The following is a 26,815-nucleotide window of genomic DNA, read 5'->3' as shown; positions in this document are numbered from 1 at the left end:
GCCGTCGCCACCCCATGTGAACGATCACCCGAGCGGAGGTTCGAGGCCCGACCCTAGTGATTCTCTTGTGATCAGTTCAAATCCCTGGACCCGAAATCTCCGTCACAGCGCGTTTCTTTGCCATGAACTCACGTGCAGTGATATGGAGCTGACGCTACGTTGCGTGAGGATCCCTGCCAATTCGGGCAATCGGCGGGTACGTTGCGGTTGGGCCTTACGGTTCCGATGGGGCGTAGGGGCGGTTAACGGCCGGCGGGTCCCCCGGCCGTTCCCGGCGCGTGCCGGCCGCGCGTACCGGCCGGGGGGCTACGCCTTGGTGAAGCGCTTCAGGAGCACCGCGGAGGCCACCGGGCGGGCGCCGGCGCGGGCCACCCCGTCGGCGACCTCGCGGTCGGTGGAGACGACGATGACCGGCCGGCCCGGCGGCTCGGCGCGCACCAGCTGGCGGATCAGCTCGTCGGCGGTGACGCCCGGCTTGGAGAACAGCACCCGCACCCCGCGCGGCGGGGCCAGCAGCACCGGCGCGGCCAGTTCGGCGCCGTCGAAGACGCAGGTCACCTCGGCGCCGGTCTGCGCGGCGACCTGGGCGAGCTGGCCCAGCAGCCGCAACCGCTGCTTCTCCAGCGGCATCTGGGGATAGCCGGTCTTGGTGACGTTGTAGCCGTCGACCACGAGATGCGCCTGCGGCAGCGCCAGCAGCTGGTCGAGGATCGCGGGGTCGTCCTCGGACAGCGCGCGGGCCGCGATGTCCTTGGGGGTCATCCGGCCGGGCTCCACGGCGTCCACGGTCTCGGCGGGCCGCACGGACACCGGGGGCAGGGCCAGTTCGCGCCGGAGCCCCTGGGCGGCGTCCAGGACGGTGTCCAGCAGCAGCCGCACCCGCATGTCCTCGACGCTGCGCCCCTCGCGGGCCGCGCGGCGGGCGGCCTCCAGGGCGGCCTCCGTCTCCCCGAGACGCCCTTTGATCCGCCGGGTCTCGCTCTCGGCGGCCGACACCTGCGCGTGGCTCTCCGCGCGGACCGCCTCCAGCTCGCCCTGCGCTTTGCGCAGCGCCGCCTGACCGCGTTTGACGTCGCTGAGCGCGGACCGCAGTTTGCGGTGCAGCGACTCGGCCTCCTTGCGCGCCGCGTCCAGCTCGCCGCGCAGCCGCTCGGTCTCGGCGCGGGTGTGCTCGCGGGCCCGGGCGAGTTCGGCGCGCAGCCGCTCCAGTTCCGCCCGGTTCTCCTCGTCGGCGCGTTCGGCGTCGGCGCGCTGGGCCTCCTCGCCGGCCGCGGCGACCAGCTTCACCCAGCCGGGCGGGCGCAGCACGTAGGCCGCCGCTGCCACGTCCAGGGGGTCGGCGGCCGGGGGCGGGGAGCCGGAGTCCAGGGCGCCGGTCAGTTCCGGCTGCGCCTGCCTGAGCTTCTCCCCGATGCGCTGCCGGAACAGCGGGTCGGTCTCCAGGGCGGAGGCCATCGCGTTCCCGGCGAACTTGACGCGGCGGGTCGGCGTGAACCGCGCGTACTGGCGCAGCTGGGCGGGCAGCTCGGCGACGGTCAGGCCGCCGAAGCCGTCCGAGACGATCTGGACGACCCGGCGGCGCACACCGTCGGGCAGCGGACGGTCGAGCACCTCAGCGGCGCCGTCCTGCGGCCCCCCGCCCGTGGTCTCCACCATCCGTCACATCCCATCGCCTTGCCGCCCCGCGTACGGGGTCTCCGTCAGCGGGGCCGTCCCCCGCCGACGACGTCGCGCGAGCGGGAGGGACCCCTTTCGCTCAGGAACCGGCATCCGGCCTGTCCACGAGTTCCACCTGGTCCACGGCGTTGCACCAGCGGCACCGCACCGACTCGATGGTCTCACTGAGCACCTCGCGCTCCTCGACCCTCGGCTCCCCGGCCAGGTCGAGGTGGACGTACTCGACGACCTTCGAGGAGCGGGTCACGTCGAAGCGCGTGAGGTTGCCGCAGAGGGTGCAGCGCCACCGCGTGGCGGCGGTCGGCAGGGGAACCGTCATCGTGGCTGTTCGCCTTCCTTCCGGTCTCGGGGCACGCCGGGCGCCCCGGTGGGTCAGGGTCGTAACCCTACGGCCTGGCGGGTCCCCGCCGCCCGCCCGTCCACGGCGGCGAGGCGGTCCGCCCGGGTGCGTCCCGTTACGTCATGCTCTGTGTCCATGGTTCCCCACTGGAGAGCACTCCTCGCGCGGGCGGTCCGGCGGCCGTCGGCGCCGGTGACCCACACGCTGGTCGTCGTGTGCTGCGTGGTCTTCCTGATCGGCCCGGCCTCGGGCCTGAACCCGGTCCACGGGACGGGCGAGGAACTGCTCGCCGCGCAGCGGGCGTACTTCCGGCGCTGGGGGGTGATCCCCGCAGACCTGTTCGACGGGTCCCTCCGCGCGGTCCTGACCCCGGCCACCGCCCTCTTCGTGCACGGCAGCTGGGTGCACCTGCTGGGCAACATGCTGTTCCTGCACGTCTTCGGCACGCTGACCGAGGCACGGATGGGCCGCCTCCGCTTCACCCTGTTCTCCGTCTGCTGCGGCTACCTCGCCCTGCTCGGTTACGCCGTCGCCCACCCGGACTCGGAGCAGTCCCTGGTGGGGGCCTCGGGGGCGATCTCGGCGGTGCTCGGCGCGTTCCTGTTCCTCTTCCCCCGCGCCCGGGTGACCAGTCTGCTGCCGTTCCTGCTCTTCCTGCCGGTCCGCCTCCCCGCCTGGGTGGTGCTGCCGTTCTGGGCGGCCCTGCAGTGGCTGGGGGCGGGGCAGGCCTCCGACGGGCCGGGGGTCGCCTACCTCGCACACCTGGTGGGCTTCGGGCTGGGCCTCGGCTGCGCGTGGGTCTGCTCGGGCCGGACGACTACAGTGAAGGCGCCCCCAGCTCCGGCCCCCGAGGGAGAGAACCAGCCGTGATCACCGCGATCGTCCTCATCAAGACCAGCGTGGACCGGATCCCCGAGATCGCGGAGCGGATCGCCGCGCTGGACAGCGTCAGCGAGGTCTTCTCGGTCACCGGGACCTACGACCTGATCGCCATGGTCCGGGTCCGGGAGCACGAGGACCTGGCCGAGGTCATCCCCGGCCGGATCAGCAAGATCCCGGGCGTGGAGGGCACGGACACGCACGTGGCCTTCCGTACGTACTCCCAGCACGACCTGGAGGCGGCGTTCGCCATCGGGCTGGACAACTGAGGGCCCGCCCGGACCGCAGGACGGGACGGCCCGGTCCGCCGGACCGGCGCTCCGGGGGACCGTGCCACCGGTCCGGGGAACCGTGCCGGCTCAGGCCACTGGCGCGTCCGGGACGCAGCGGCCGTCCACCGTGCGGTAGGTCCAGCGGGCGCCGTCCCGGACGAGTTCCCGCACGGCGCGGACGAACCGCTCCACGTGCTCGTCCGGGGTGCCCGCGCCGAAGCTGACCCGGACGGCGTGCGCGGACCGCTCCCCGGGCGCCGGCGCGCCGCACCCGCCCGGCTGCGGCGTGTCGCCGAGCAGCCGCGCGAGCAGCGGGTGGGCGCAGAACAGGCCGTCCCGGACGCCGATACCGTACTCGGCGGACAGCGCGGCGGCGAAGCGGGAGCTGTCGAAGCCGTCGACGACGAAGGAGAGCACCCCGACCCGGGGGGCGTCGTCCCCGAACAGGGACAGGAACCGCACCTCGGGCACGTCGGCGAGTCCCTCGCGCACCGCGCGGATCAGCCGCTGCTCGCGGGCGACGAGGGTGTCGAACCCGGCCGCGGTGAGCGCCCGGCAGGCCGAGGCGACGGCGTGCGCGCCGATGACGTTGGGCGACCCGGCCTCGTGGCGGGCGGCGTCGGTGTGCCACCGGACGTCCACTCCCCCGTCCCCGCGCCGGACGACCCGGCGGCTCGCACCGCCGCCCGCGAGGTACGGCTCGGCCTCCCGCAGCCAGTCCGCCCGCCCGGCGAGCACCCCCGTGCCGAAGGGGGCGTACAGCTTGTGGCCCGAGAAGGCGACCCAGTCGACGTCCAGGTCCCGCACGCTCAGCGGGTGGTGCGGGGCGAGCTGGGCGGCGTCCAGGACGATCCGGGCGCCGTGCGCGTGGGCGGCGGCGGCCAGTTCGCGCACCGGCCACAGCTCGCCGGTGACGTTGGAGGCGCCGGTGACGCAGACCAGCACGGGCCCGTACGGCGCGCGGGCGGCGAGGGCGCGCTCCAGGGTCTCGACGGCCTGCCCGGGGCTGCCCGGCGCGTCCAGGACGGTGACGTCGGAGCGCCGCCAGGGCAGCAGGGCGGCGTGGTGCTCGGTCTCGAAGACGAAGACCCGGCAGCCCTCGGGCAGCGCGCCGGCGAGCAGGTTGAGGGAGTCGGTGGTGGACCGGGTGAAGACCACCTGGTCGGCACGGCGGCAGTCGAGGAACGCGGCGACGGTCCGGCGGGCGTCCTCGAACAGCTCCGTGGAGAGCCGGGAGAGGTACCCGGCGCCGCGGTGGACGCTGCCGTAGTACGGCGCGTAGGCGGCGACGTCGTCCCAGACCTGCTGGAGGGCGGGCGCGCTGGCGGCGCAGTCGAGCGCCGCGTAGGTCACCTCGCCGCCGGTGACCAGCGGGACGGTGACGTCCCGGCCGAGGACGGGCAGCGGGCCGCGGTCCCCCGGGGCGACGGGGCCGACGGGGCCGACGGGGCCGACGGGGGCCGGGGCGCTGGCAGCGAACGCGGTGGCGACGGCGGTGACGGACATGCTGAACTCCCTTGGGTGGCACGCCGGTTCACCGGGCGAGCAGCGGTGGCTCCAGCCCGGCGGGACGGCGGAAGGAACGGCGGACAGCCGAAAGAGGGGCGAAGAAGCGGACGGCGGAGGGAACGCGGAGGCGGGGCGCTTCGGCCCTACGACATTCGCCGGCTCACGGGAGACTCCTCGACGACCAGGACCCCTGGTGTCGCGAGGGGTCCGCGCTTGCCGTGGACCCTGCTGTCCACGGCCTGGTCCTCACCCGGGGCACCCCGCCACGGACGGAGGGTTGCCGGACAGCCGGCCGGGGCCTGATGGCTGTCACTCATGACCTGCACAGGAACGTACGGCACGAAAACGGGGTCCCGCAACCCGGTTCCGGATCGCGGGACCCCGCACGTGCGGTGGTTCAGGCGTTGCTGACGGCCACCCACCGGTCCAGGACGCGCCGGGCCGACCCCGAGTCGATCGACTCGGCCGCCTTCTCCATCCCGGCGCGGATCTGCTCCGTGAGGGTGCCCGTGCCGGGCTCCAGCGCCACCAGCGCCGCCGCCGAGTTCAGCAGCACGGCGTCGCGCACCGGGCCGCGTTCGCCGTCCAGCAGCCGCCGGGCGACCTCCGCGTTGTAGGAGGCGTCGGCGCCGCGCAGGGCCGCGACGTCGACCAGGCCGAGGCCCACCTCGCGCGGGTCGAACACCTCCTCGGTGACCGTGCCGTCCCGGACCACCCAGACCCGGGAGGTGCCGGTCGTGGTCAGCTCGTCCAGGCCGTCGTCGCCGCGGAACACCAGCGAGGAGTGGCCGCGTCCGGCGAACACCCCGGCCATGATGGGCGCCATCCGCGCGTCGGCGACCCCGACCGCCTGCGCGGTCACCCGGGCCGGGTTGGCGAGCGGGCCGAGGAAGTTGAACACCGTGCGGATGCCCAGCTGGCCGCGCGCCGCCGCCACATGACGCAGCGCCGGGTGGAACTTCACCGCGAAGCAGAAGGTGATCCCGGCCTCCTCGGCGACCTCGGCGATCCGGCGCGGGGTCAGCTCCAGGTTGACGCCGAGCTTCTCCAGCACGTCGGAGGCGCCGGACGCGGAGGAGGCGGCCCGGTTGCCGTGCTTGACGACCTTCGCGCCGGTGCCGGCGACGACGATGGAGGACATCGTGGAGATGTTCACCGTCTTGGCGCCGTCCCCGCCGGTGCCGACGATGTCGACGGTGGCGCCCGGTACCTCGATCACGTTGGCGTGGTCGTACAGGGCGCGGACGCAGCCGGCGATCTCCTCGACGGTCTCGCCCTTGGCGCGCAGGGACACCGCGAAGCCGGCGATCTGGGCGTCGGTGGCCTCCCCGCGCATGATCAGGTCCATCGCCCAGGCGGTGTCGTCGGCCGACAGGTCACGGCCCTCCAGCAGGCCGTTCAGCAGGGCGGGCCAGGAGCGGCCCGCCGCGGTGTCGCCTCCAGCGGGGGTCACAGCGCTCATCAGCCGCTCCTGTTGTCGTCACACGCGTCTTGCCTCCCACCCTATCCAGCCCCGGGCACGGCGAAGGCCCCCGTCCGCGTTCCGGACGGGGGCCTTCGCCGTGGTGTGGCGACGCTTCGCTCAGCGGTGCGAGGGATCAGTGGTGGCCGTGGCCGCTGGTGATCTCCTTGTACTCCTCGGCGGTCGGCTTCGGAATCTGCGACTCCTCGCCGTAGTACGCCTTGCTGAGCTTGGCCCGCAGCTTCTCGGTGGCCTTGACCTTGCGCTCGACGCCGTTCTCGTCGACCGTCGGGCCGATCTCCGCCGGCTTGTACTGCTCGTGCGCGGTGAGGGTGTGGAGCTGCTCCTGGCTGAGCGGCTCGTGCACCTCGATGAACTCACCGTGCGGCAGGCGCTTGATGATGCCGGCCTCGCGGCCGTGCAGCACCTTGTCCTTGTCGCGGCGCTGGAGGCCGAGGCAGATCCGCTTGGTGATGATGAACGCCACCACCGGGCCGAGGAAGAACCCGATGCGCACGAACCAGGTGACCGCGTTGATCGACAGGTGGAAGTGGGTGGCGATGATGTCGTTTCCACCGCCCACCAGCATGATCAGGTACGCGGTGATCCAGGCGACGCCGAACGCGGTCCGGGTCGGGGCGTTGCGCGGGCGGTCCAGGATGTGGTGCTCGCGCTTGTCCCCGGTGATCCAGGACTCGATGAACGGGTAGAGCGCCAGGATCCCGAGGAACAGACCGAACAGCGCCAGGGGGATGAACACGCCCAGGACCAGGGTGTGGCCCCAGAAGTTGATCTCCCAGCCCGGCATGGCGCGGACCAGGCCCTCGGCGAAGCCCATGTACCAGTCCGGCTGGGCACCCGTCGAGACGAGGTCCGGCCGGTACGGGCCCAGGTTCCAGATCGGGTTGATGGTGACCAGGCCGGCGATCAGCGAGATGAAGCCGAAGACCAGGAAGAAGAAGCCTCCCGCCTTGGCCATGTACACCGGCAGCAGCGGCATGCCGACGACGTTCTTGTTGGTCCGGCCGGGACCCGCGAACTGCGTGTGCTTGTGGTAGAAGACCAGGATCAGGTGGGCGACCACCAGACCCAGCATGATGCCCGGCAGCAGCAGGATGTGGATCGAGTAGAACCGGGCGACGAAGTCCGTCCCCGGGAACTCCCCGCCGAACAGGAACATCGAGATGTACGTGCCGACGATCGGCACGGACAGGATCGCGCCCTGCGTGAAGCGGACACCCGTACCGGACAGCAGGTCGTCCGGGAGCGAGTAGCCGGTGAAGCCGGTGAACATGCCCAGCACGAACAGCAGGAAGCCGAACAGCCAGTTGATCTCACGCGGCTTGCGGAACGCGCCGGTGAAGAAGACGCGCATCATGTGCACGAACATGCCGGCCAGGAAGATGACCGCGGCCCAGTGGTGGATCTGCCGGATGAGCAGGCCACCGCGCACGTCGAAGCTGATGTCCAGGGTCGAGGCGTAGGCCTGCGACATCAGCTGGCCCTGCATCGGGACGTAGCTGCCGTGGTACTCCACCTCGGCCATCGACGGGTGGAAGAACAGCGTCAGGTACACACCCGTGAGGATGATGATGATGAAGCTGTAGAGGCAGATCTCACCGAGCATGAAGGACCAGTGGTCCGGGAAGATCTTCCGCATGTTGGCCTTGGCCAGGGAGTAGATCCCCAGCCGGCCGTCGGCCCAGTCGGCGACGCGCTCGCCGGCCGGTGCCTTCCCGCGAGAGCGGGAGTCGGTGGTCGTCGTGGTGCTCATCCGCGCTCCCAGAATGAAGGGCCGACGGGCTCGTCGAAGTCGCTCTGCGCTTCGAGGTAACCCTCGTCGTTCACGCCGATGCGCAGCTGCGGCAGCGCGTGACCGGCGGGACCGAAGATCACCTTGGCGCCGTCGGAGAGATCGAAGGTGGACTGGTGGCAGGGGCACAGCGCGTGGTGCGTCTGCTGCTCGTACAGGGAGATCGGGCAACCGACGTGGGTGCAGATCTTCGAGTACGCGAGGATGCCCTCGTGCGACCACTCCAGGGCGCGCTTGTCCTTGATGTTCTCCGGCTGGATCCGGACGAGCATCAGCGCGGCCTTGGCGATCTCGTTCTGGAACCCGTGCTCGTGCGGGTCCAGGCCCTCGGGCTGGGCGAAGGTGAGCGAGCCGACGATGATGTCCGAGGGACGCAGCGGCTCGTTGGTGTTCTGGTTGATGAGCAGCTTGCCCTTCGACCAGGCGGTGTGGCGCAGCTTGTCCTCGGGCAGCGGGCCGAGGTCGCGCAGCAGCACGACACCGGACAGCGGCACCAGGGTCAGCGCGCCGAACATCGTGTTGCGGATGAGCTTGCGGCGGCCGATGGCCGACTCCTTGGCGCCCTGCCGGAAGTCGTCCATGACCTTGGCCTTGACGTCCGGCGCGGCCTGGATCGGGTGCCGTTCGTCGGTGAGCTCCACGTCCGACATCAGGGTGCGGGCCCAGTGCACGGCGCCGGCGCCGATGGCGAACAGCGCGATGCCGAGCGTCACGCCGAGCGCGAAGTTCAGCGCGCTGATGTGGCCCAGCGTCCAGATGTAGACGGTCTTGTCGACCGGGATCGCCACGAAGGCGGCGATGAAGCCGATGGTCGCCAGCATCGACACCGTGAACATCAGGGCGACCGTGCGCTCGGACCGCTTGGCGGCCCGCTCGTCGATGTCCTGGATCCGGTGCTCGTGGGGCGGCAGCCCCGGGTCGGCGAACGGGTCCTTGGGATCCGTGACGCCGACGGTGCCGTGAGCGGTGTCCTGCGCGGTGGGCAGGTTCTCTTCGGGAATGTCTTGGCTACTCATGACTTCTTGGCCTTTGCGGTCCGAGCGGCGACCCACACAGCGACGGCGATCAGCCCGCCGAGGCCGAAGACCCAGCCGAAGAGGCCTTCGGCGACCGGGCCCAGCGAGCCCAGCGCGAGGCCGCCCGGGCTCTCGGAGTCGTCGCTGTTGACCTCCTGGAGGTACGCGATGATGTCCTTCTTGTTCTGCACCGTCAGCACGCTGTCGGGGAACGAAGGCATGTTCTGCGGGCCGGTGAGCATGGCCTGGTACACGTGCTTCGGGTCGACGTCCTCGAGGTCCGGAGCGTACTTGCCGTGCGTCAGGGCGCCACCCTTACCGGTGAAGTTGTGGCACTGCGCGCAGTTGGTGCGGAACAGTTCACCGCCCTTGGCGATGTCGGCGCCCTGAGGGCCGTACTCCTCCTCCGTCGGGACGGCGGGACCGGCGCCCAGCGAGGCCACGTAGGCGGCCAGTTGGTCGATCTCGGCCTGGCTGTACACGGCCGGCTTCCGCGGCGCCTGGGCGCTCTGCGAGGTGGCGGCCGGCATGCGGCCGGTGGCCACCTGGAAGTCCACGGCGGCGGCGCCCACGCCCACCAGGCTCGGCCCGTCGGAGGTCCCCTGACCGCCGGTGCCGTGGCAGCTGGCGCAGCCGACCGCGTAGAGCTTCTTTCCCTCCTCGATGGTGAGGGACTGGGCGGTTTCTTCGGCCTGCGCCTTGTCCGCGGGCGCGAACACGGCGTACAGCCCCCCGGTGCATGCCAGCGCGAGGAGGAGAACCACGAGCGCCGCCAACGGGTGGCGTCGTCGTGCGGAGAGCTTTTTCACGGATTACCCCGGTGTCAGGATCTTCTGCGTCGATGCTTCTGGTTGGTGCGCGTCAGGAGCGCGCGCGGTGATGAGCCCGGCTACTTGATCATGTAGATCGTCGCGAACAGACCGATCCAGACGACATCGACGAAGTGCCAGTAGTAGGACACGACGATGGCGGCTGTGGCCTGATCGTGGGTGAACCTCCGAGCGGCATAGGTCCGGCCCAGGACCAGCAGGAAGGCGATGAGTCCGCCCGTCACGTGCAGGCCGTGGAAGCCGGTGGTCAGGTAGAACACCGAGCCGTACGGGTCGGAGCTGAGGGACAGGCCCTCGTGCTTGACCAGCTCGGTGTACTCGACGATCTGACCGCCGATGAAGACCGATCCCATGATGAAGGTGACGATGAACCACATCCGGAGCTTCTTCACGTCACCGCGCTCGGCCGCGAACACGCCGAGCTGGCAGGTGAGCGAGGAGAGCACCAGGATCGTGGTGTTCGTCGCCGCGAACGGGAAGTTCAGCGTGTCGGCCTTCTCCGACCAGAAGTCTGGTCCGGTCACCGATCGCAGGGTGAAGTACATCGCGAAGAGGGCCGCGAAGAACATCAGCTCGGAACTCAGCCAGATGATGGTTCCGACGCTGGTGAGGTTCGGTCGGTTGACCGACGGGTGCGCGTGCCCGGTATCTACTGTCGTTGCTGTCGCCACGCCGACATTATGTCGGTCGCTTATCCCGCCCTCACCCCGGGGGGTGCCGTTCGGAGTGTCCGCCCCTCCTGGACTGCCCGGATGGCCCATCGAAGCCATGTCCGAACCGGTGTTGACGAGCGTGCGGAAGGGGTAGCATCCGCGCCATCGGGGACCCGACGTCCCCGACGAGGCTGCCCTCTCTCGGAGTGTGGAGGAACCATGCAGGCGACCGCCACCGTGCTGGTCTACAGCGACAACGCCAACACGCGGGAGCAGGTGCGCCTCGCCACCGGCCGACGGCCCGCTCCGGACGTGCCCGTCGTGGAGTTCGTCGAGTGCGCGACCCAGGCGGCCGTCATCAGGGAACTGGAGCGCGGCGGCATCGACGTCTGCGTGTTCGACGGTGAGGCCACGCCCATCGGCGGCATGGGGCTGGCCAAGCAGATCAAGGACGAGATCTTCAACAGCCCGCCGGTGCTGCTGCTCATCGGACGGCCCCAGGACGCCTGGCTGGCCACCTGGAGCCGTGCGGAGGCCGCTGTGACGCTGCCGGTGGAGCCGGTGGAGTTCGCCTCGGCCCTGGCGTCCCTGCTGCGTCAGAAGCGGCTGCAGAGCGCCTGAGCCCTTCCGGCCGGGCCGGGCGGGCCTCCGCGAGCCCGGCGCGAGGGTCACAGGCGGCCCCGGGAACGCCGCGCGTGCCTCGCCCGGGCTCACCGTCCGCGGCCCGGGCTCACACCGACTGGGGGCGCAGCCGGGCCTGTTCCTGCGGGCCGGCGGACTCCGGGTCGCCGGTGACCAGGGCGCTGCCCTGGCGCCACTGGGCCCAGGTGAGGTTCCAGTCCCCGAAGCCGTTGCCGAAGGGCTCCATGGTGTCGCCGTCGGAGTTGACGACCTCGACCAGGTCGCCCTCCCGCACGGTGTCGAAGAACCACTGCGCGTTGCCGGTGCTCATGCCCACGCAGCCGTGGCTGACGTTGGCGTAGCCCTGGGAGCCGACGGACCAGGGGGCGGCGTGCACGTACTCGCCGCTCCAGGTGACGCGGGTGGCGAAGCTGACGTTGAGGTCGTAGGACTCCGAGGAGCCCTCGGCGATGCCGACGGTGCTGCTGCGCATCCGGACGAAGCGTTCCTTGGCGAGGACGACCTTGACGCCGTTGCGGGTCTCGAAGCCGGGCTTGCCGGTGGTGACGGGGATCGACTTGACCTCCTCGCCGTTCTTGTAGACCGTCAGCCGGTGTGCGGCGGCGTCGGTCACGGCTATGACGCGGTCGCCGGTGCTGAAGGTCAGCGGCTCGGCCCTGCCCCCGCGCAGGCGGTCGTTGACCTTGATGCCCTCCAGGGTGCTGCGGACCCGGACGGTCGCGTCGGCGGGCCAGTAGTCCTTGGGGCGGTAGTGCAGCTTCTTGTCGTCCACCCAGTGCCAGGCGCCGCTGACGGCGGGGGTGGACTCGACCTTGAGGGCGCGTTCGACCACGGCCCGCTGGGCGGGGTCCCGGACGGGCGCGTCGAGTTCCGCGGTGACGGGCTGGCCGACGCCGTAGGTGCCGGGCTTCGGCCCGAAGGCGACCCCGAGGCGCTTGGTCGTGGAGGGCTTGCCGGTGGTGAACGTGAGGACCTTGCGGCCGGGGGCCCCGTCCTCGTCCTCGGTGCTCACCCGCACCGTGTAGGCGGAGTCGGCGGCCAGCGGCGAGGTGCTGTGCCAGCGGCTGCCGTCGGCGGCGAGTTCGCCCGCCAGGTAGCGGCCGGAGGCGTCGACGGCGGTGACGTCGGTGATGCGCCCGCCGGAGTCCTCGGCGACGATCTCCAGCGGCTTGTCGGGGTCGGCCGGCCGGTCGTCGCCGGTGGGGCCGTTGAAGGAGATCTGGTCCGCCGCGTCGTAGGGCTCGCCGGACAGCGGGTTGCCGTCGTCAGAGCAGCCGGTGACGCCCGCACCGAGTGCGATCACCAGCAGCGTGCAGCCGACGACGGTGCGGATGCGCGGGTCGTTTCTCATGACCTCACGCTAGGGAGCGGCGTCAATCGTGGCGCGCTGGGCGCCTCGAACGAGTGACGCGGATTGCGGCAGACGCGGGGGCCCGGACGCTCCTGACGGAGTGTCCGGGCCCCTGGGTGCCTCGGGCGTGGTACGGGACCTACTGGGTGCGGTTCTCCCCGCGGTAGTACTCGAAGGTCCAGCCCCAGATGCCCGCCGCGATCAGCGGGATGGAGAAGTACATCAGCCACCAGCCCACGGCGATCGCCGTGAAGCCGAGGGCACAGCCGAGCGCCAGGAACAGCGGCTGCCAGCTGTGCGGGCTGAAGAACCCGACCTCGCCGGCGTCGTCCGCGACGTCCGCTTCCTTGTTGTCCTGGGCGCCGACGTCGACCCGCTTGGCCGTGAAGCCGAGGTAGAAGCCGATCATGACGGCCAGGCCGAAGGCCAGGAAGAGGGCTGTGGTGCCGACCGCTTCCTTGGACCACACACCGTAGACGACCGCCACGATGAGCAGGAAGACGCTCAGCCACATGAACATCTTGCCCTGGATCTTCACTTGCCGGCCTCCTTGCCGCCGGAGAGGGCCTTCTCTCCATGACCGACGTTCTCGAGCTCGTCGAGGGCGGCGATCTCCGGGTGGTGGAGGTCGAAGGCCGGGGATTCACTGCGGATGCGCGGCAGCGTGAGGAAGTTGTGCCGGGGCGGCGGGCAGGAGGTGGCCCACTCCAGGGAGCGGCCGTAGCCCCACGGGTCGTCGACACCGACCATCTTGCCGTACTTGGCCGTCTTCCAGACGTTGTAGAAGAACGGCAGCAGCGACATGCCGAGCAGGAACGAGGCGATCGTGGAGACCGTGTTCAGGGCGGTGAAGCCGTCGGCCGCCAGGTAGTCCGAGTACCGGCGCGGCATGCCCTCGGCACCCAGCCAGTGCTGGACCAGGAAGGTGCCGTGGAAGCCGATGAACAGCGTCCAGAAGGTGATCTTGCCGAGCCGCTCGTCGAGCATCTTGCCGGTGAACTTCGGCCACCAGAAGTGGAAGCCGGCGAACATCGCGAAGACGACGGTGCCGAACACCACGTAGTGGAAGTGCGCCACCACGAAGTAGGAGTCGGTCACGTGGAAGTCCAGCGGCGGCGACGCCAGGATGACACCGGTCAGACCACCGAAGAGGAAGGTGACCAGGAAGCCCAGCGACCACAGCATCGGCGTCTCGAAGCTCAGCGAGCCCCGCCACATGGTGCCGACCCAGTTGAAGAACTTCACACCGGTCGGGACCGCGATGAGGAAGGTCATGAAGGAGAAGAACGGGAGCAGCACGCCGCCCGTGGCGTACATGTGGTGCGCCCACACCGTCACCGACAGACCGGCGATCGCGATGGTCGCGCCGACCAGACCCATGTAGCCGAAGATCGGCTTGCGGGCGAAGACCGGGACGATCTCACTGACGATGCCGAAGAACGGCAGCGCGATGATGTACACCTCGGGGTGACCGAAGAACCAGAACAGGTGCTGCCACAGCAGCGCCCCGCCGTTGGTCGGGTCGAAGATGTGCGCCCCGAACTTGCGGTCCACCTCCAGCGCGAGCAGTGCCGCCGCCAGCACCGGGAAGGCGAGCAGGACCAGGACACCGGTCAGCAGCACGTTCCAGGTGAAGATCGGCAGCCGGAACATGGTGAGTCCCGGTGCGCGCATACAGATGATCGTGGTGATGAAGTTGACCGAACCGAGGATGGTGCCGAAGCCCTGGAAGGCCAGGCCCATGATCCACAGGTCGGAGCCCATGCCGGGCGAGCGGATCGCGTCGGAGAGCGGGGCGTAGCCGGTCCAGCCGAAGCTGGCGGCGCCGTCCGGCGTGAGGAAGCCGGCCAGCGCGATCAGCGAGCCGAACAGGTAGAGCCAGTAGGCGAACATGTTCAGCCGCGGGAACGCCACGTCGGGCGCGCCGATCTGCAGCGGCATGATCCAGTTCGCGAAGCCGACGAACAGCGGGGTGGCGAACATCAGCAGCATGAGCGTGCCATGCATGGTGAACGCCTGGTTGAACTGCTCGTTCGACAGGATCTGCAGGCCCGGACGGGCCAGCTCGGCGCGCATGACCAGGGCCATGATGCCGCCGATGACGAAGAAGATGAACGACGTCGTCAGGTACATCGTGCCGATGGTCTTGTGGTCGGTGGTCGTCAGCCACTTCACCACGATGCTGCCCGGCCGCTTGGCGCGGACCGGCAGTTCGCTCTCGTAGGAGCCCTCGGCCGCCGTGACGCCCTGAGGTTCGTTGATGATGCTCACAGGACGCTCACCTCCCGGTTCTTCTCGGGACCCGACTGCTCGATGCCCGCGGGCACATAACCGGTCTGCCCCTTCTTGACGAGGTCGTTGAGGTGCTGTTCGTAGCGCTCGGGCGAGACGACCTTCACGTTGAACAGCATCCGGGCGTGGTCCACACCGCACAGCTCGGCGCACTTGCCGAGGAAGGTGCCCTCACGGCTGGGGGTCACCTCGAAGGCGTTGGTGTGGCCCGGGATGACGTCCTGCTTCATCAGGAACGGCACCACCCAGAAGGAGTGGATGACATCGCGCGACGTCAGGATGAAGCGCACCCGCTTGCCCTCGGGCAGCCACATGGTGGGGCCCGGGTTGTTGGTCTGCGGGTTCCTCGTCGAGGGGGTACCGCAGTCGTGGACACCGCCGGCCTCGGCCGGGAAGGCGTCCCTGTAGCGGTCCGGGATCGCGTCCAGTTCCTTGGCGGTCTTGGCGTCGCCGGTGGAACCGTCCACGTTCTCGACGTAGTTGAAGCACCAGCTCCACTGGAAGCCGACCACGTTGACCGTGACGTCGGGCTTGCTTTCGAGCTTCATCAGCTCGGATTCGTCACGGGCCGTGAAATAGAACAGCACCGAGACGATGAGGAGGGGGACCACCGTGTACAGCGCCTCGAGGGGCATGTTGTACCGGGTCTGCGGAGGGACCTCCACCTTGGTGCGGCTGCGCCTGTGGAAGAAAGCACTCCACAGGATCAGACCCCACACCAGAACGCCCACGGCGAGCGCGGCCGCCCACGAGCCCTGCCACAGGGAGAGGATCCGGGGAGCCTCTTCCGTGGTCGGGGTGGGCATACCAAGGCGGGGGAAGTCCTCCCAGGTGCAACCGGTGGCGGTCGCCAGGACCAGGCCCGCGGTCGATGCCTGCAGCAGCTTCCGCCGCATCGGGCGCCGCGGCTTGGGGGTACCGCCCACGCCCTTCAGGCGGTGGGGGAGGTCGGAGCCGTTGGGACTCACGTAGCGCCTTCCCGAGAGTCTCGCCCGCGCTGTACGGCTGCGGCCTGGCCTTCTCGCTGGTCGGTCGCCGCCCTGCGTCGGGCAGGGGTTTGGATGTTTATGCGGACCAAACCCTAGCCGACGCCCTTCGGGGGGTCGCGGGGAGGGTGGCATACGCGCCGGGGGTCACCCTGAACGGGTGGGACGAGCCGCCTGCCAGGGCCCGTTCGGAAGGCCGGCCGGAGCCCGGCCGGGTCCCGCCGGGGAGGCCGGACGGGGCCCCGCCGGGTCGATCCTACGACTCCCCCGCGCTGCCGGGAGAGCCCCGCACGCTCTACCGTTGCCGTGTGGGTTACTTCGACGCCGCTTCCGCCGCTCCCCTCCATCCCGTGGCCCGTCAGGCGCTGTTGGCCTCCCTCGACGAGGGGTGGGCCGACCCCGCGCGGCTGTACCGGGAGGGGCGGCGGGCGCGGATGCTGCTCGACGCGGCCCGCGAGGCGGCGGCCGAGGCCGTGGGGTGCCGTCCCGACGAACTGACCTTCACCCCCTCCGGCACCGTGGCGGTGCACACCGGCATCGCGGGCGCGCTGGCCGGGCGGCGGCGGACCGGCCGTCACCTGATCGTGTCGGCGGTCGAACACTCTTCGGTGCTGCACGCGGCGGACGTTCACCGCGCCGGCGGCGGCGAGGTCACCGAGGTGGCGGTGGACCGGACGGGCGCCGTCGACCCCGCCGGCTACGCCGCAGCCCTGCGCCCGGACACCGCGCTGGCCTGTCTGCAGTCCGCCAACCACGAGGTGGGCACCGAGCAGCCGGTGGCCGAGGTGGCCGCGCACTGCCGGGCGGCCGGCGTCCCCCTGCTGGTGGATGCGGCGCAGTCGCTGGGCTGGGGCCCGGTGCCGGAGGGCTGGTCGCTGCTGGCGGCGAGCGCCCACAAGTGGGGCGGGCCGCCCGGGGTGGGCCTGCTCGCGGTGCGCAAGGGGGTGCGCTTCGCGCACCGGGGGCCCGCCGACGAGCGGGAGTCGGGGCGGGCCGCCGGCTTCGAGAACATCCCGGCGATCGTGGCGGCGGCGGCCTCGCTGCGGGCGGTGCGCGCGGAGGCGGCGCAGGAGGCCGCGCGGCTGCGGGAGCTGACGGACCGGATCCGGGAGCGGGTGCCGCGGCTGGTGGCGGACGTGGAGGTGGTGGGCGATCCGGTGCGGCGGCTGCCCGGGATCGTCACCTTCTCGTGTCTCTATGTCGACGGGGAGACGGTGCTGCACGAGCTGGACCGCGCCGGTTTCTCCGTCTCGTCCGGTTCGTCCTGCACCAGCAGCACCCTGACGCCGAGCCACGTGCTGAAGGCGATGGGGGTGCTCAGCGAGGGCAACGTCCGCGTGTCGCTGCCGCCGGGGACGCCGGAGGAGGACGTCGAGCGGTTCCTGGCCGAGCTGGCGCCGGTGGTGGCCCGGGTGCGGGAACAGCTGGGCGCCCCGGGCGCCGCCGGCTCCGCCCCGGTGGGCGGCGGAGACGACGCGCTGGTGGTGGACGCGCTCGGCCGGCGCTGCCCGATCCCGGTGATCGAGCTCGCCAAGGTGATCGGGGACGTGCCGGTGGGCGGCACGGTCCGGGTGCTGTCCGACGACGAGGCGGCCCGGCTCGACATCCCCGCGTGGTGCGAGATGCGCGGCCAGGAGTACGTCGGCGAGGAGCCGGCGGACCGGGGCTCGGCCCATCTGGTCCGCCGGCTGTCGTAGCGCCTTCCGGCAGGGGCGGCCGTCAGGAGAGGTGCTTCTGCACCTCGGCCGCGGCCTCCTCGCCGTAGGCCCGCGCGAAACGCTCCATGAAGTGGGCGCGGCGCAGCTGGTACTCCTGGGTGCCGACGGTCTCGATGACCAGGGTGGCCAGCATGCAGCCGACCTGGGCGGCTCGCTCCAGGGAGACGTCCCAGGCCAGTCCGGACAGGAAGCCCGCGCGGAAGGCGTCGCCGACACCGGTCGGGTCGGCCTTGCGCTCCTCCTGAGGGCAGCCGACCTCGACGGGCTGCTCACCGGCCCGTTCGATGCGGACGCCGCGCGCGCCGAGGGTGGTGACGCGGTGGCCGACCCGGTCGAGGATCTCGGCGTCGCTCCAGCCCGTCTTGCTCTCGATGAGCCCCTTCTCGTACTCGTTGGAGAAGAGGTAGGTCGCCCCGTCCAGCAGTATCCGGATCTCCTCCCCGCTCATCCGGGCGATCTGCTGGGAGAAGTCGGCGGCGAAGGGGATGTTCCGGGCGCGGCACTCCTCGGTGTGCCGGAGCATGCCCTCCGGGTCGTCGGCGCCGATGAGGACCAGGTCGAGCCCGCCCACCCGGTCGGCGACGGTCTTCAGCTCGATGAGGCGGGCCTCGCTCATGGCGCCGGTGTAGAAGGAGCCGATCTGGTTGTGGTCGGCGTCCGTGGTGCACACGAAGCGGGCGGTGTGCAGGGTCTCGGAGATGCGGACGGAGTCGGTGTCGACGCCGTGCCGGTCGAGCCAGGCCCGGTACTCGTCGAAGTCCGCGCCCGCTGCGCCGACGAGGATCGGCTCGGTGCCGAGCTGGCCCATGCCGAAGGCGATGTTCGCGCCCACACCTCCCCGGCGCACGTCCAGGTTGTCGACCAGGAAGGACAGCGAGACCGTGTGCAACTGGTCCGCGACGAGCTGGTCGGCGAAGCGTCCGGGGAACGTCATGAGGTGGTCGGTGGCGATGGAGCCGGTGACTGCGATGCGCACGGCGTGGACTCTCCAGGGGGAGGGGGCTTGACACTTCACGCTACCGGGTGGGAACCGCCCGTAGAAGCAGCCAAAACTACCCGATAGTAGATCTTTCTTCGTGACCTTCGACGTGCCTACGGTGCGAACATGACGAACCTCAAGGTCCACACGACCACGCAGGCCGATGTCGAGGGCGACCTGGCGTCGCTGCGCGGTGACTGCGCCCGGATGGCCCGGCGCTGGGCGGTGCCCGACCGGGGCGCCCCCCGTCCGGTGTCCCCGTCCCTGATCCACGGGGTGTCGGTGCCGACCTCGTCGGCCCGGCTGCTGGACGCCATGTCGGACTACGGCGACTGAGGCGCTCCCGGCCGCGACGGACGCCGTCCGGCCGACGTCCCGCCGGGCAGGCTCGGGCCTCGTCCGGCGGGCGTCCCGACGTGCCCGGCAGGGCCGGTGGAACCGTGCGCTCCCCCGCTGCGTCCCATCGCTGTCCCCCGTAAAGGGGATGCGGGATACGACCCCTCAGCAGTCCGGGCACGACCGGGCAGGGTCTTCCGGGACAGCTGTGCAGCCGAAGGAGCGATGCGGTGAACACCGAGCGACCCGACAACGACGACGCCGGCGCCGAGGCACGGGCCGCCGGCAACGCGCGCGCCACCGGGGGCGCTCCGGCGGGCGGCGTCGGCGACGACGGGAACGCCGCCGCCGGGGACCGGGAGCAGGGGGAGCTGACCGAGCGGGAAGCGCGGGAGGGGCAGGAGAGGCCGGCGGAGCCCGTGGGCCGCGGGAGCGGCGGGGACTCGGCCGAGGGGGCCGTGACCGGGGGCGAGGGCGGGGCGGCGAGCGTCGGCACCGGGGCCGGGCGGTCCGGTGACGGCCCGGCGGACGCCCGGGGCGACGGTGCGCGGGGTGGCGCTGCGCCTGACGACGGTGCGCGAGGTGGCGGTGCGCGGGCGGACGGTGCGCGGGCCGACGTGGTCGTGGAGCCTGCCACCGCCGGGTCCGCAGCCGCCGAGGACACCCCGGGCCCGGGCCCGGCGGGTGCCCCGGACGCGGAGAAGCGGGGCGGAAACGGTTCGGCCGGGGGCTCGCCGTCGCGTCCCGCCGCCTCGTCCGAGCCGTCCGAGCCGTCCGAGCCGTCCGAGCCGTCCGGCTCCACCGACTCCCCCGGCCCCACCGACTCTCCCGACTCACCCGGCGCCTCCGGTTCCTCCGACTCACCGGAGTCCTCGGAGCCGTCTCGTTCCCCCGAGGCCGGCGGCTCCGGCCGTTCCGGCGGTTCCGGCGGATCCGACGACGCCTCGCGGGCCGACGACTCGGACGGGGAGGGGAACCGGCCGGGGGCGGGGCGGCGGACGCCCGTGCTGATCGCCTCCGTGGCCGCCGCCGTGCTGCTGGTCGGGGGCGGCGGGGCGTACCTCGCGACGGGGCTGGCCGGCGGCTCCGGTTCCGGTGCCGACACGACCCCGGGGGCCAACGGCGACCCCACTCCCCCGCCGCTCGCCCTGGACGGCTACGCCGAGGGCGGGGTGCCCGGTATCGCGCCGGGCGAGCCCAACCCGTACGGGGCCCTGTACCGCGCCGACGGTCCGCTGCCGAAGGGGCCCGGGGCGGCCCCGGTGTACCGGACGCCGGGACTGGTCACCCAGGAGCAGGTCAGCGGCCTGGCGAAGGCACTCGGCGTCGAGGGCCGCCCGGTGGCCGAGGGCGGCAGCTGGCGGATCGGCGGCAAGGACGGCTCGGGGCCCGTGCTCCGGGTGGACCAGAAGGCGCCCGGCGCCTGGACGTTCAGCCGGAACGCCCTGACCACCGACAACTGCAAGGGGGCCACCTGCACGGTGCCCCCGGCCGACGGGTCGCCGGTCTCCGAGGAGGCCGCCGAGAAGGCCGCCCTGCCGCTGCTGAAGGCGCTGGACCAGGACACGGCCAAGCTGGACGCGAGCCGGGCCGTGGGCACCGACCGTACGGTGAACGCCGCTCCGGAGGTCGGCGGGCTGCCGACCCACGGCTGGGACACGGTGGTCACGGTCGGCTCCGACGGCACTGTGGGCGGGGCCCAGGGCCGGCTGCTGAAGCCGGTGAAGTCGGACACCTACCCCGTGGTGGGTGCCGAGCGGGCACTGAAGCTGATGAACGCGGCGTCGGGAGCCGACCGGCGCGGCGGCATCGGCGGCTGCGCCACTCCCGCGCCGCTGGACGAGGGCGGGGAGAGCCGCGAGGTGCCCTGCGCGGAGACCTCCGCGGTGCCGCCGAAGGACGGCGGGGGCGGCCAGGGCGGCAAGGAGACGCTGACCGTCGACCGGGCCGTGTTCGGGCTGGCCTCGCACTCCGTGGACGGGCAGCCGGCCCTGGTGCCGTCCTGGCTGTTCGAGGTGCGCACGCCGGGCGTGCGGGAGACCTCGACGGTGACGTACCCGGCGGTCGACCCGGAGTACCTGGCCTCCGCCACCCGTTCCGGTGAGGGGAGTTCCGCGCCCTCGCGGCCGGGCGACGAGCCGACCTCGGCTCCCGCCGAGCGTTCCGTGGACGTGGAGGGCTACACCGCCGAGGGCGACGAGCTGACCGTGACGTTCACGGGCGGGGTGTGCGCGGAGTACACCACGACGGCCCGCGAGAGCGGCGGCACGGTGACGGTGACCGTCACCGAGAGGACGCGGCCCGGCCAGGTCTGCATCCTGATCGCCAAGCAGTACCAGCAGACGGTGAAGCTGGACGCCCCGCTCGGCGACCGCGAGGTCGTGGACCGGGACGGCGAGGCCGTACCGCTGCACAAGGACGGCGCGCGGCTCCCGGCGCCGTCCGGCGGGAGCAGCTGACACGCGGCCCGGCGGCCGGGAAGAAGCGCGGCGGCCGGGAGGAAGCGCGAAGGCGGCGACCCCCGTGGAGGGGGCCGCCGCCTTCGTCGTACGCGTGGTGCGCGCCGTTCCGGGAGGTCCCGGTCCGGCCGTCCGGCCGCGGTGCGGGTCAGCTGAAGGAGTCGCCGCAGGCGCAGGAGCCGGTCGCGTTCGGGTTGTCGATGGTGAAGCCCTGCTTCTCGATGGTGTCCACGAAGTCGATGGTGGCGCCGCCGAGGTACGGGGCGCTCATGCGGTCGGTGACGACCTTCACGCCGTCGAAGTCCTTGACCACGTCACCGTCGAGGGAGCGCTCGTCGAAGAAGAGCTGGTACCGCAGGCCGGAGCAGCCGCCGGGCTGGACGGCGACGCGCAGGGCGAGGTCGTCACGGCCTTCCTGGTCGAGCAGGGCCTTGACCTTGCCCGCGGCGGCGTCGGTCAGAACGATGCCGTCGGTGACGGTGGTGGTCTCGTCCGATACGGACATCTACATCTCTCCCGGGTTGTACGGAGACTGCTTGCCGACGGTTGCAACCGGCGGGGCCGCGGATTCATTCCGGGCCGGGAGCTCGTTTTCCCGCTCCGTCTTCATGCTCGCACACGCCCCGGCGTGGGGAGAACGGCCCTTGCCGCCCGTTTCCGGGAATACCCGTGCCCCCGGCCGGGATTCACGTCACATGGACGCTATGGCCGTCGTCAAAGTGACGTGAAGCGGTTATGATAGATAGCGTCAATCCGACGAAAAGTCGCAACGGTGTCCCGCATGTCCCGCCGGATCCGGTCCTGTCGGGCCCGGCGAGCCGCAGAACAGAAAGGGTGCGTGTCGTGACCACCGCCCAGACCCAGGAGCTCGACGTACAGCCGACGCCCCTCGCCCTGCTGCTCCTCGGCCGTGAGGCCGACCCGAAGAGCGAGCGCGGTGTGGAGTGTCCCGGCGACCTGCCCTCGCCGTCCGACCCGGACCTGGTGGAACGCGCCCGCGCGGCCAAGGAGAAGCTGGGCGACAAGGTCTTCGTCCTCGGCCACCACTACCAGCGCGACGAGGTCATCCAGTTCGCCGACGTCACGGGCGACTCCTTCAAGCTGGCCCGGGACGCCGCCGCGCGCCCGCAGGCCGAGTACATCGTCTTCTGCGGTGTGCACTTCATGGCCGAGTCCGCCGACATCCTGACCGGCGACGACCAGAAGGTGGTCCTCCCGGACCTGGCGGCCGGCTGCTCCATGGCCGACATGGCCACCGCCGAGCAGGTCGCCGAGTGCTGGGACGTGCTGACCGAGGCCGGCATCGCCGAGCAGGTCGTGCCCGTCTCGTACATGAACTCGTCCGCCGACATCAAGGCGTTCACGGGCAAGCACGGCGGCACGATCTGCACCTCCTCCAACGCCCGCCGCGCCCTCGACTGGGCGTTCGAGCAGGGCGAGAAGGTGCTGTTCCTGCCCGACCAGCACCTGGGCCGCAACACCGCGGTGCGGGACATGGGGATGTCCCTGGAGGACTGCGTCGTCTACAACCCGCACAAGCCCAACGGCGGGCTGACCGCGGACGAGCTGCGGGCCGCGAAGATGATCCTGTGGCGCGGCCACTGCTCGGTGCACGGCCGGTTCAGCCTGGACTCGGTCAACGACGTGCGCGAGCGCATCCCGGACGTCAACGTGCTGGTCCACCCCGAGTGCCGGCACGAGGTCGTCGCCGCGGCCGACTACGTCGGGTCGACCGAGTACATCATCAGGACCCTGGAGGCGGCGCCGGCCGGTTCCAAGTGGGCCATCGGCACGGAGCTGAACCTGGTCCGCCGGCTGGCGAACCGGTTCGCGCCCGAGGGCAAGGAAGTCGTCTTCCTCGACCGCACGGTGTGCTTCTGCTCGACCATGAACCGCATCGACCTGCCGCACCTGGTGTGGGCCCTGGAGTCCCTCGCCGAGGGCAACCTGGTCAACCGCATCGAGGTCGACAAGGAGACGGAGTCCTTCGCCAAGCTCGCGCTGGAGCGCATGCTGGCGCTGCCGTGACGGCCCGGGCCCCCGTGCCCGGCCGCCCCTGACGAAGGCCCACCCGGAACCTCGATGCCGGGTGGGCCTTCTTCCGTGTGCGGCCGGCCGGACCCGGCCTGCCGTGCGGGCACGGTCTCCGCCCCTCAGCCGGGCGGACAGGGCTTCCCGTGTGCGACCGGACCGGCACGGCCTCGCGTGCGTACGGAGCGGCACGGCCTCCCCCGTGCGGCCGGACGGACACGGCCTCCCGTGTGCGACCGGAGCGGCCCCGCACCGGATCGCACCGGTGCGGGGCCGTTCGCGCGCGGATCAGACCTGCGCCGGGGCCGCCTCGCCCGAGGAGCCCGGGGAGCTGTCCGACGAGGAGCTGTCCGCGGAGGACTCCGCCGCCTCCGGGCCGGCCGCGCCCTTCTTCAGCGCCTTCCGCTGCGCGCGCCGCTCCTTGCGGAGCTCCAGCATCGCGTAGAGCGTCGGCACCAGGAGCAGGGTGAGCAGCGTCGACGTGATCAGACCGCCGATCACCACCACGGCCAGCGGCTGGGCGATGAAGCCGCCCTCGCCGGTGACGCCGAGCGCCATCGGCAGCAGGGCGAAGATCGTCGCCAGCGCCGTCATCAGGATCGGCCGCAGCCGGTGGCGGCCACCCTCCAGGACCGCCTCGATGACACCGTGGCCCCGGGCGCGGTACTGGTTGATCAGGTCGATCAGCACGATCGCGTTGGTCACCACGATGCCGATCAGCATCAGCATGCCGATCATCGCCGGGACGCCCATCGGGGTACCGGTGACGAGCAGCAGGCCCAGGGCGCCGGTCGCCGCGAACGGCACGGACACCAGCAGGATCAGCGGCTGGGCGAGCGACCGGAAGGTGCCCACCAGCAGCATGAAGACGATCGCGATCGCGGCGAGCATCGCCAGGCCCAGGTTGAGGAACGCCTCGTCCTGGTCCTCGGTGACGCCGCTGATCTCGGCGGAGGCACCCGCCGGCAGCGTGAGCGAGTTGATCTTCGCCTGGAGGGCCGACCCGACCGCGCCGGTGTTGTCGCCGGTCGGCGTCGCGGTGACGGTGGCCGACCGCTGGCCGTCGATCCGGGTCATGGAGACCGGGCCGTCCACCAGCTCGACGGTGGCGATGTCACCCAGCTCCACCGGGCCCAGCGGCAGCTTCTTCAGCTCGGCCAGGGAGCCGGCCGACTGCGCCGAGCGGATGACGACGTCGCGCTCGGCGTCGTCCAGGACCACCTTGGCGGCCGGGGTGCCGCGCACCGCCTGGGCGACGACGCCGCCGAGGCTCTGGTCGTCGAAGCCCGCCGCGGCGGCCTTCTCGTTCGCCCGGACCGAGATGCGGGGCACGCTCCGCGCCAGGTCGCTGCTGACGTCGGTGACGTCGTCCAGCGAGGCCACGGCCTCCTGGACCTGGTCGGTCGCCTTGCGCAGCACCTGGGCGTCGGCCGCCTTGACGACGACGCTGAGGTCCTGGCTGGAGAAGCCGTCCCCGGCGGCCACCGTCGTGGTGCCGAGGCCGTCGAGACCGGCGAGGCCCTTCTTCAGCTCGTCCCGGACGGCGTCGGAGGACGCGGAGTCCTCCAGCATCACCTGGTAGGTCGCCTGGTTGGTGTCCGTACCGCCGCCGAAGGCCGCCATGAAGCCGGACGAGCCGACCGTCACCTGGAAGTCCTTGACGCCCTCGGTGTCGCCGAGCAGCTTCTCGACCTTCTTCGCCTGGGCGTCGGTCGCCGCGAGGCTGGTGCCGGGGTCCAGTTCCTGCCGGACGGTGAGGACCTTCTGCTCGCCCTGGTCGAAGAAGTTGGTCTTGAGCAGCGGGGCCATGGCGAGCGTGCCGATGAGCACGACCACGGCGATGGCCAGGCTGGCCAGCCGACGCCGGGTGGCGAAGCGCAGCACGGCCAGGTAGCCCTGCTGCAGACGGCTCCGGGCCTCCTTCTCCTCGGCCAGCCGGCGGGCCTCCGCCGCGTCCTCGGGGGTGCCCTTCGGGGGCCGCAGGAACCAGTACGACAGCACCGGCACGACCGTCAGCGACACCAGCAGGGACGCCAGCAGCGCGGCCGTCACGGTGAGGCTGAAGGAGCCGAACAGCTCGCCCACCATGCCGCCGACCAGGCCGATCGGCAGGAAGACGGCGACGGTGGTGAGCGTCGCGGACGTCACCGCCCCGGCCACCTCGCGCACCGCCTTCATGATCGCCTCGTGGCGCTCCTCGCCGTAGCCGAGGTGCCGTTTGATGTTCTCCAGGACGACGATGGAGTCGTCCACGACGCGGCCGATGGCGATGGTCAGCGCGCCCAGCGTCAGCATGTTCAGCGACAGGTCGCGCGTCCACAGCACGATCAGGGCGAGCACCACGGACAGCGGGATGGACACCGCGGTCACCAGGGTCGACCGGATCGAGGCCAGGAAGACCAGGATGACCAGGACGGCGAAGACCAGGCCGAGGGCGCCCTCGGTGGTGAGGCCCTCGATGGCCTGGGAGACGGCCGGGCCCTGGTCGCTGACGACGGTGAGCGTGGCCCCGGAGCCGAGGTCCTCGCGCAGCCCGGGCAGCTTGTCCTGGACGGCCTCCGAGATGGCGACCGCGCTGCCGTCGTGGTCCATGGTGACCATCACGGCGAGGCTGGGCCGGCCGTTGGTGCGGGTCAGGGAGGTGGCGCGGGCCTCCTCCTGCTCCACGTCGGCGACGGCGGCGAGCCGGACCGGCTTGCCCTTGCCGGGCTCGGCGGTGATCCGGAGGTCCTCGATCTGCTCCAGCGAGGTGAAGCCGCCGCCGACCTGGACGGTGCGGTTGGCGCCGTCCTCGTCGAAGGATCCCGCCGGGACGGTCGCGCCGCCGGCCTGGAGGGCCTGGGACAGCGACTGCGGGGTGAGACCCGCCTCGGCCAGCTTCTTCGGGTCGGGGGTGACGGTGACCTGGAGGTCGCGCACACCGTCGACCATGACCTGGCCGACGCCGTCGATGTCCTTCAGGGCGGGCACCACGGTCCGGTCCAGCTGGTCGGCGAGGGCCTGCTGGTCCTTGTCGGAGGTGACGGCGAGGACCACGGCCGGGATGTCGTCCGTGGAACCGGCCACGACCTGCGGGTCGACCGAGTCCGGCAGCATGACCCGGGCGCGGTTGACGGCCTGCTGGACGTCGGCGACGAGCTGCTTGGTGTCGTTGCCGTAGTCGAAGGACGCCATGATGACGGCGTTGCCCTCGCCGGCGGTCGAGGTGACGCCGGAGATGCCGTCGACGGCCTCGAGGTTGTCCTCCAGGGGCTCGACGACCTGCTTCTCGACGACCTCCGGGGACGCGCCCTGGTAGGGCGCGAGGACGGACACCATCGGGAGTTCGATGGTGGGCAGCAGCTGCTGCTTGAGTTGGGGTATCGCGATCGCCCCGAAGACGAGCGCGACGATCGACATCAGTCCGATCAGCGCCCGTTGCGCGAGGCTGAATCTGGACAGCCAGGACATGGGTTACGGGTCTCTCTTCTGTGAGCGGCAGAAGTGCGTGGACGGGCGTGGCGGCGCCCGCTGTACACACTGGGCCATCGGTGACGGGCGATCCGTCGCCCCGTGGTCCATTTCCTTCTA

Annotated in this window: 22 protein-coding genes and 1 riboswitch; of the genes, 7 read left to right on the top strand and 15 right to left on the bottom strand. The window is 71.5% G+C overall.

Features of this window, described 5'->3' with window-relative positions:
- Positions 1-306 precede the first annotated feature (306 nt).
- Together AC02VZ_RS02670 and AC02VZ_RS02665 are read right to left on the bottom strand one after the other, a co-directional pair.
- On the bottom strand, positions 307-1,656 hold the full coding sequence (locus tag AC02VZ_RS02670; RefSeq protein WP_432055259.1) for an NYN domain-containing protein: 1,350 nt from the start codon (positions 1,654-1,656) through the stop codon (positions 307-309).
- 100 nt (positions 1,657-1,756) lie between these two features.
- The gene (locus AC02VZ_RS02665) at positions 1,757-1,996 is read right to left on the bottom strand and encodes a hypothetical protein (RefSeq protein WP_432055260.1); all 240 of its coding nucleotides are present in this window, start codon (positions 1,994-1,996) and stop codon (positions 1,757-1,759) included.
- A 156-nt stretch (positions 1,997-2,152) separates the two neighbouring features.
- Here AC02VZ_RS02665 and AC02VZ_RS02660 point away from each other — a divergent pair, with 156 nt between their 5' ends.
- Positions 2,153-2,887: a rhomboid family intramembrane serine protease gene (locus AC02VZ_RS02660; protein ID WP_432055261.1), complete on the top strand. Its 735-nt coding sequence runs from the start codon at positions 2,153-2,155 to the stop codon at positions 2,885-2,887.
- The gene (locus tag AC02VZ_RS02655; RefSeq protein ID WP_190095628.1) at positions 2,884-3,165 is read left to right on the top strand and encodes an Lrp/AsnC family transcriptional regulator; all 282 of its coding nucleotides are present in this window, start codon (positions 2,884-2,886) and stop codon (positions 3,163-3,165) included. The genes AC02VZ_RS02660 and AC02VZ_RS02655 overlap by 4 nt, the downstream gene beginning before the upstream one ends.
- A gap of 90 nt (positions 3,166-3,255) precedes the next feature.
- Here the strand turns inward: AC02VZ_RS02655 and AC02VZ_RS02650 are convergent, their stop codons facing one another.
- The 6 genes from AC02VZ_RS02650 to ctaE all read right to left on the bottom strand — a co-directional run bounded on the left by AC02VZ_RS02650 (position 3,256) and on the right by ctaE (position 10,469).
- Positions 3,256-4,674 carry an aminotransferase class V-fold PLP-dependent enzyme gene (locus tag AC02VZ_RS02650; protein WP_476474410.1) on the bottom strand — a complete coding sequence of 473 codons (1,419 nt, stop codon included), beginning with the start codon at positions 4,672-4,674 and terminating at the stop codon, positions 3,256-3,258.
- A 207-nt stretch (positions 4,675-4,881) separates the two neighbouring features.
- Positions 4,882-4,998: riboswitch (SAM riboswitch) on the bottom strand.
- A 76-nt stretch (positions 4,999-5,074) separates the two neighbouring features.
- Entirely contained in the window at positions 5,075-6,139 is a 1,065-nt protein-coding gene (trpD, locus tag AC02VZ_RS02645) for an anthranilate phosphoribosyltransferase (protein ID WP_432055263.1), read from the bottom strand.
- A 136-nt stretch (positions 6,140-6,275) separates the two neighbouring features.
- A complete protein-coding gene (gene qcrB, locus AC02VZ_RS02640; RefSeq protein ID WP_432055264.1) occupies positions 6,276-7,913 on the bottom strand; it encodes a cytochrome bc1 complex cytochrome b subunit in 1,638 nt (545 codons plus the stop codon).
- Entirely contained in the window at positions 7,910-8,968 is a 1,059-nt protein-coding gene (gene qcrA, locus AC02VZ_RS02635; protein WP_432055265.1) for a cytochrome bc1 complex Rieske iron-sulfur subunit, read from the bottom strand. The genes qcrB and qcrA overlap by 4 nt, the downstream gene beginning before the upstream one ends.
- Positions 8,965-9,777, bottom strand: coding sequence for a cytochrome bc1 complex diheme cytochrome c subunit (gene qcrC, locus AC02VZ_RS02630; protein WP_164338243.1), 813 nt, complete (start codon positions 9,775-9,777; stop codon positions 8,965-8,967). The genes qcrA and qcrC overlap by 4 nt, the downstream gene beginning before the upstream one ends.
- 80 nt (positions 9,778-9,857) lie before the next feature.
- A complete protein-coding gene (ctaE, locus tag AC02VZ_RS02625) occupies positions 9,858-10,469 on the bottom strand; it encodes an aa3-type cytochrome oxidase subunit III (protein ID WP_362089103.1) in 612 nt (203 codons plus the stop codon).
- Between the two features lie 201 nt (positions 10,470-10,670).
- Between ctaE and AC02VZ_RS02620 the strand changes: the two genes are divergently transcribed.
- Positions 10,671-11,072: a hypothetical protein gene (locus AC02VZ_RS02620; RefSeq protein ID WP_432055266.1), complete on the top strand. Its 402-nt coding sequence runs from the start codon at positions 10,671-10,673 to the stop codon at positions 11,070-11,072.
- A 109-nt stretch (positions 11,073-11,181) separates the two neighbouring features.
- Here AC02VZ_RS02620 and AC02VZ_RS02615 read toward each other — a convergent pair whose 3' ends face one another.
- From AC02VZ_RS02615 to ctaC, 4 genes are all read right to left on the bottom strand, one after another.
- Positions 11,182-12,444: a L,D-transpeptidase gene (locus AC02VZ_RS02615; protein WP_476474409.1), complete on the bottom strand. Its 1,263-nt coding sequence runs from the start codon at positions 12,442-12,444 to the stop codon at positions 11,182-11,184.
- Between the two features lie 139 nt (positions 12,445-12,583).
- Complete coding sequence (locus AC02VZ_RS02610) at positions 12,584-12,982, bottom strand: cytochrome c oxidase subunit 4 (protein ID WP_432055268.1); 399 nt, start codon at positions 12,980-12,982, stop codon at positions 12,584-12,586.
- Positions 12,979-14,715, bottom strand: coding sequence for an aa3-type cytochrome oxidase subunit I (gene ctaD, locus AC02VZ_RS02605; protein WP_476474408.1), 1,737 nt, complete (start codon positions 14,713-14,715; stop codon positions 12,979-12,981). The genes AC02VZ_RS02610 and ctaD overlap by 4 nt, the downstream gene beginning before the upstream one ends.
- Entirely contained in the window at positions 14,712-15,704 is a 993-nt protein-coding gene (gene ctaC, locus AC02VZ_RS02600) for an aa3-type cytochrome oxidase subunit II (RefSeq protein ID WP_432055270.1), read from the bottom strand. Before ctaC ends, ctaD begins: the two co-directional genes overlap by 4 nt.
- A 326-nt stretch (positions 15,705-16,030) precedes the next feature.
- On the opposite strand from ctaC, the gene AC02VZ_RS02595 reads away from it, so the two are divergent.
- The gene (locus tag AC02VZ_RS02595) at positions 16,031-17,419 is read left to right on the top strand and encodes a cysteine desulfurase/sulfurtransferase TusA family protein (protein WP_432055271.1); all 1,389 of its coding nucleotides are present in this window, start codon (positions 16,031-16,033) and stop codon (positions 17,417-17,419) included.
- Positions 17,420-17,441: 22 nt separating this feature from the next.
- Here AC02VZ_RS02595 and AC02VZ_RS02590 read toward each other — a convergent pair whose 3' ends face one another.
- The gene (locus AC02VZ_RS02590) at positions 17,442-18,416 is read right to left on the bottom strand and encodes a carbohydrate kinase family protein (RefSeq protein ID WP_432055272.1); all 975 of its coding nucleotides are present in this window, start codon (positions 18,414-18,416) and stop codon (positions 17,442-17,444) included.
- Between the two features lie 129 nt (positions 18,417-18,545).
- Here AC02VZ_RS02590 and AC02VZ_RS02585 point away from each other — a divergent pair, with 129 nt between their 5' ends.
- Together AC02VZ_RS02585 and AC02VZ_RS02580 are read left to right on the top strand one after the other, a co-directional pair.
- The gene (locus tag AC02VZ_RS02585; protein WP_432055273.1) at positions 18,546-18,755 is read left to right on the top strand and encodes a hypothetical protein; all 210 of its coding nucleotides are present in this window, start codon (positions 18,546-18,548) and stop codon (positions 18,753-18,755) included.
- A 230-nt stretch (positions 18,756-18,985) separates the two neighbouring features.
- A complete protein-coding gene (locus AC02VZ_RS02580) occupies positions 18,986-21,214 on the top strand; it encodes a hypothetical protein (RefSeq protein WP_476474407.1) in 2,229 nt (742 codons plus the stop codon).
- Positions 21,215-21,362: 148 nt separating this feature from the next.
- On the opposite strand, the gene erpA is transcribed toward AC02VZ_RS02580, so the two are convergent.
- Positions 21,363-21,719, bottom strand: a complete 357-nt coding sequence (gene erpA, locus AC02VZ_RS02575) for an iron-sulfur cluster insertion protein ErpA (RefSeq protein WP_164332385.1) — start codon at positions 21,717-21,719, stop codon at positions 21,363-21,365.
- A gap of 338 nt (positions 21,720-22,057) precedes the next feature.
- On the opposite strand from erpA, the gene nadA reads away from it, so the two are divergent.
- Entirely contained in the window at positions 22,058-23,242 is a 1,185-nt protein-coding gene (nadA, locus tag AC02VZ_RS02570; RefSeq protein WP_469055532.1) for a quinolinate synthase NadA, read from the top strand.
- A 291-nt stretch (positions 23,243-23,533) separates the two neighbouring features.
- On the opposite strand, the gene AC02VZ_RS02565 is transcribed toward nadA, so the two are convergent.
- On the bottom strand, positions 23,534-26,695 hold the full coding sequence (locus AC02VZ_RS02565) for an efflux RND transporter permease subunit (RefSeq protein WP_432055276.1): 3,162 nt from the start codon (positions 26,693-26,695) through the stop codon (positions 23,534-23,536).
- Between the last annotated feature and the right edge of the window lie 120 nt (positions 26,696-26,815).

The sequence above is a fragment of the Streptomyces sp. 3-6 genome, from assembly GCF_056323165.1.
This window is presented reverse-complemented; position numbering and strand designations above follow the sequence as displayed.

What these genes read in the sequence shown, in the direction of transcription:
- AC02VZ_RS02670 (WP_432055259.1), bottom strand. Translation starts at nt 1,656, where the DNA reads ATGGTGGAGACCACGGGCGGGGGGCCGCAGGACGGCGCCGCTGAGGTG.
- AC02VZ_RS02665 (WP_432055260.1), bottom strand. Translation starts at nt 1,996, where the DNA reads ATGACGGTTCCCCTGCCGACCGCCGCCACGCGGTGGCGCTGCACCCTC.
- AC02VZ_RS02660 (WP_432055261.1), top strand. Translation starts at nt 2,153, where the DNA reads ATGGTTCCCCACTGGAGAGCACTCCTCGCGCGGGCGGTCCGGCGGCCG.
- AC02VZ_RS02650 (WP_476474410.1), bottom strand. Translation starts at nt 4,674, where the DNA reads ATGTCCGTCACCGCCGTCGCCACCGCGTTCGCTGCCAGCGCCCCGGCC.
- trpD (WP_432055263.1), bottom strand. Translation starts at nt 6,139, where the DNA reads ATGAGCGCTGTGACCCCCGCTGGAGGCGACACCGCGGCGGGCCGCTCC.
- qcrB (WP_432055264.1), bottom strand. Translation starts at nt 7,913, where the DNA reads ATGAGCACCACGACGACCACCGACTCCCGCTCTCGCGGGAAGGCACCG.
- qcrA (WP_432055265.1), bottom strand. Translation starts at nt 8,968, where the DNA reads ATGAGTAGCCAAGACATTCCCGAAGAGAACCTGCCCACCGCGCAGGAC.
- AC02VZ_RS02620 (WP_432055266.1), top strand. Translation starts at nt 10,671, where the DNA reads ATGCAGGCGACCGCCACCGTGCTGGTCTACAGCGACAACGCCAACACG.
- AC02VZ_RS02615 (WP_476474409.1), bottom strand. Translation starts at nt 12,444, where the DNA reads ATGAGAAACGACCCGCGCATCCGCACCGTCGTCGGCTGCACGCTGCTG.
- AC02VZ_RS02585 (WP_432055273.1), top strand. Translation starts at nt 18,546, where the DNA reads ATGACGAACCTCAAGGTCCACACGACCACGCAGGCCGATGTCGAGGGC.
- erpA (WP_164332385.1), bottom strand. Translation starts at nt 21,719, where the DNA reads ATGTCCGTATCGGACGAGACCACCACCGTCACCGACGGCATCGTTCTG.
- AC02VZ_RS02565 (WP_432055276.1), bottom strand. Translation starts at nt 26,695, where the DNA reads ATGTCCTGGCTGTCCAGATTCAGCCTCGCGCAACGGGCGCTGATCGGA.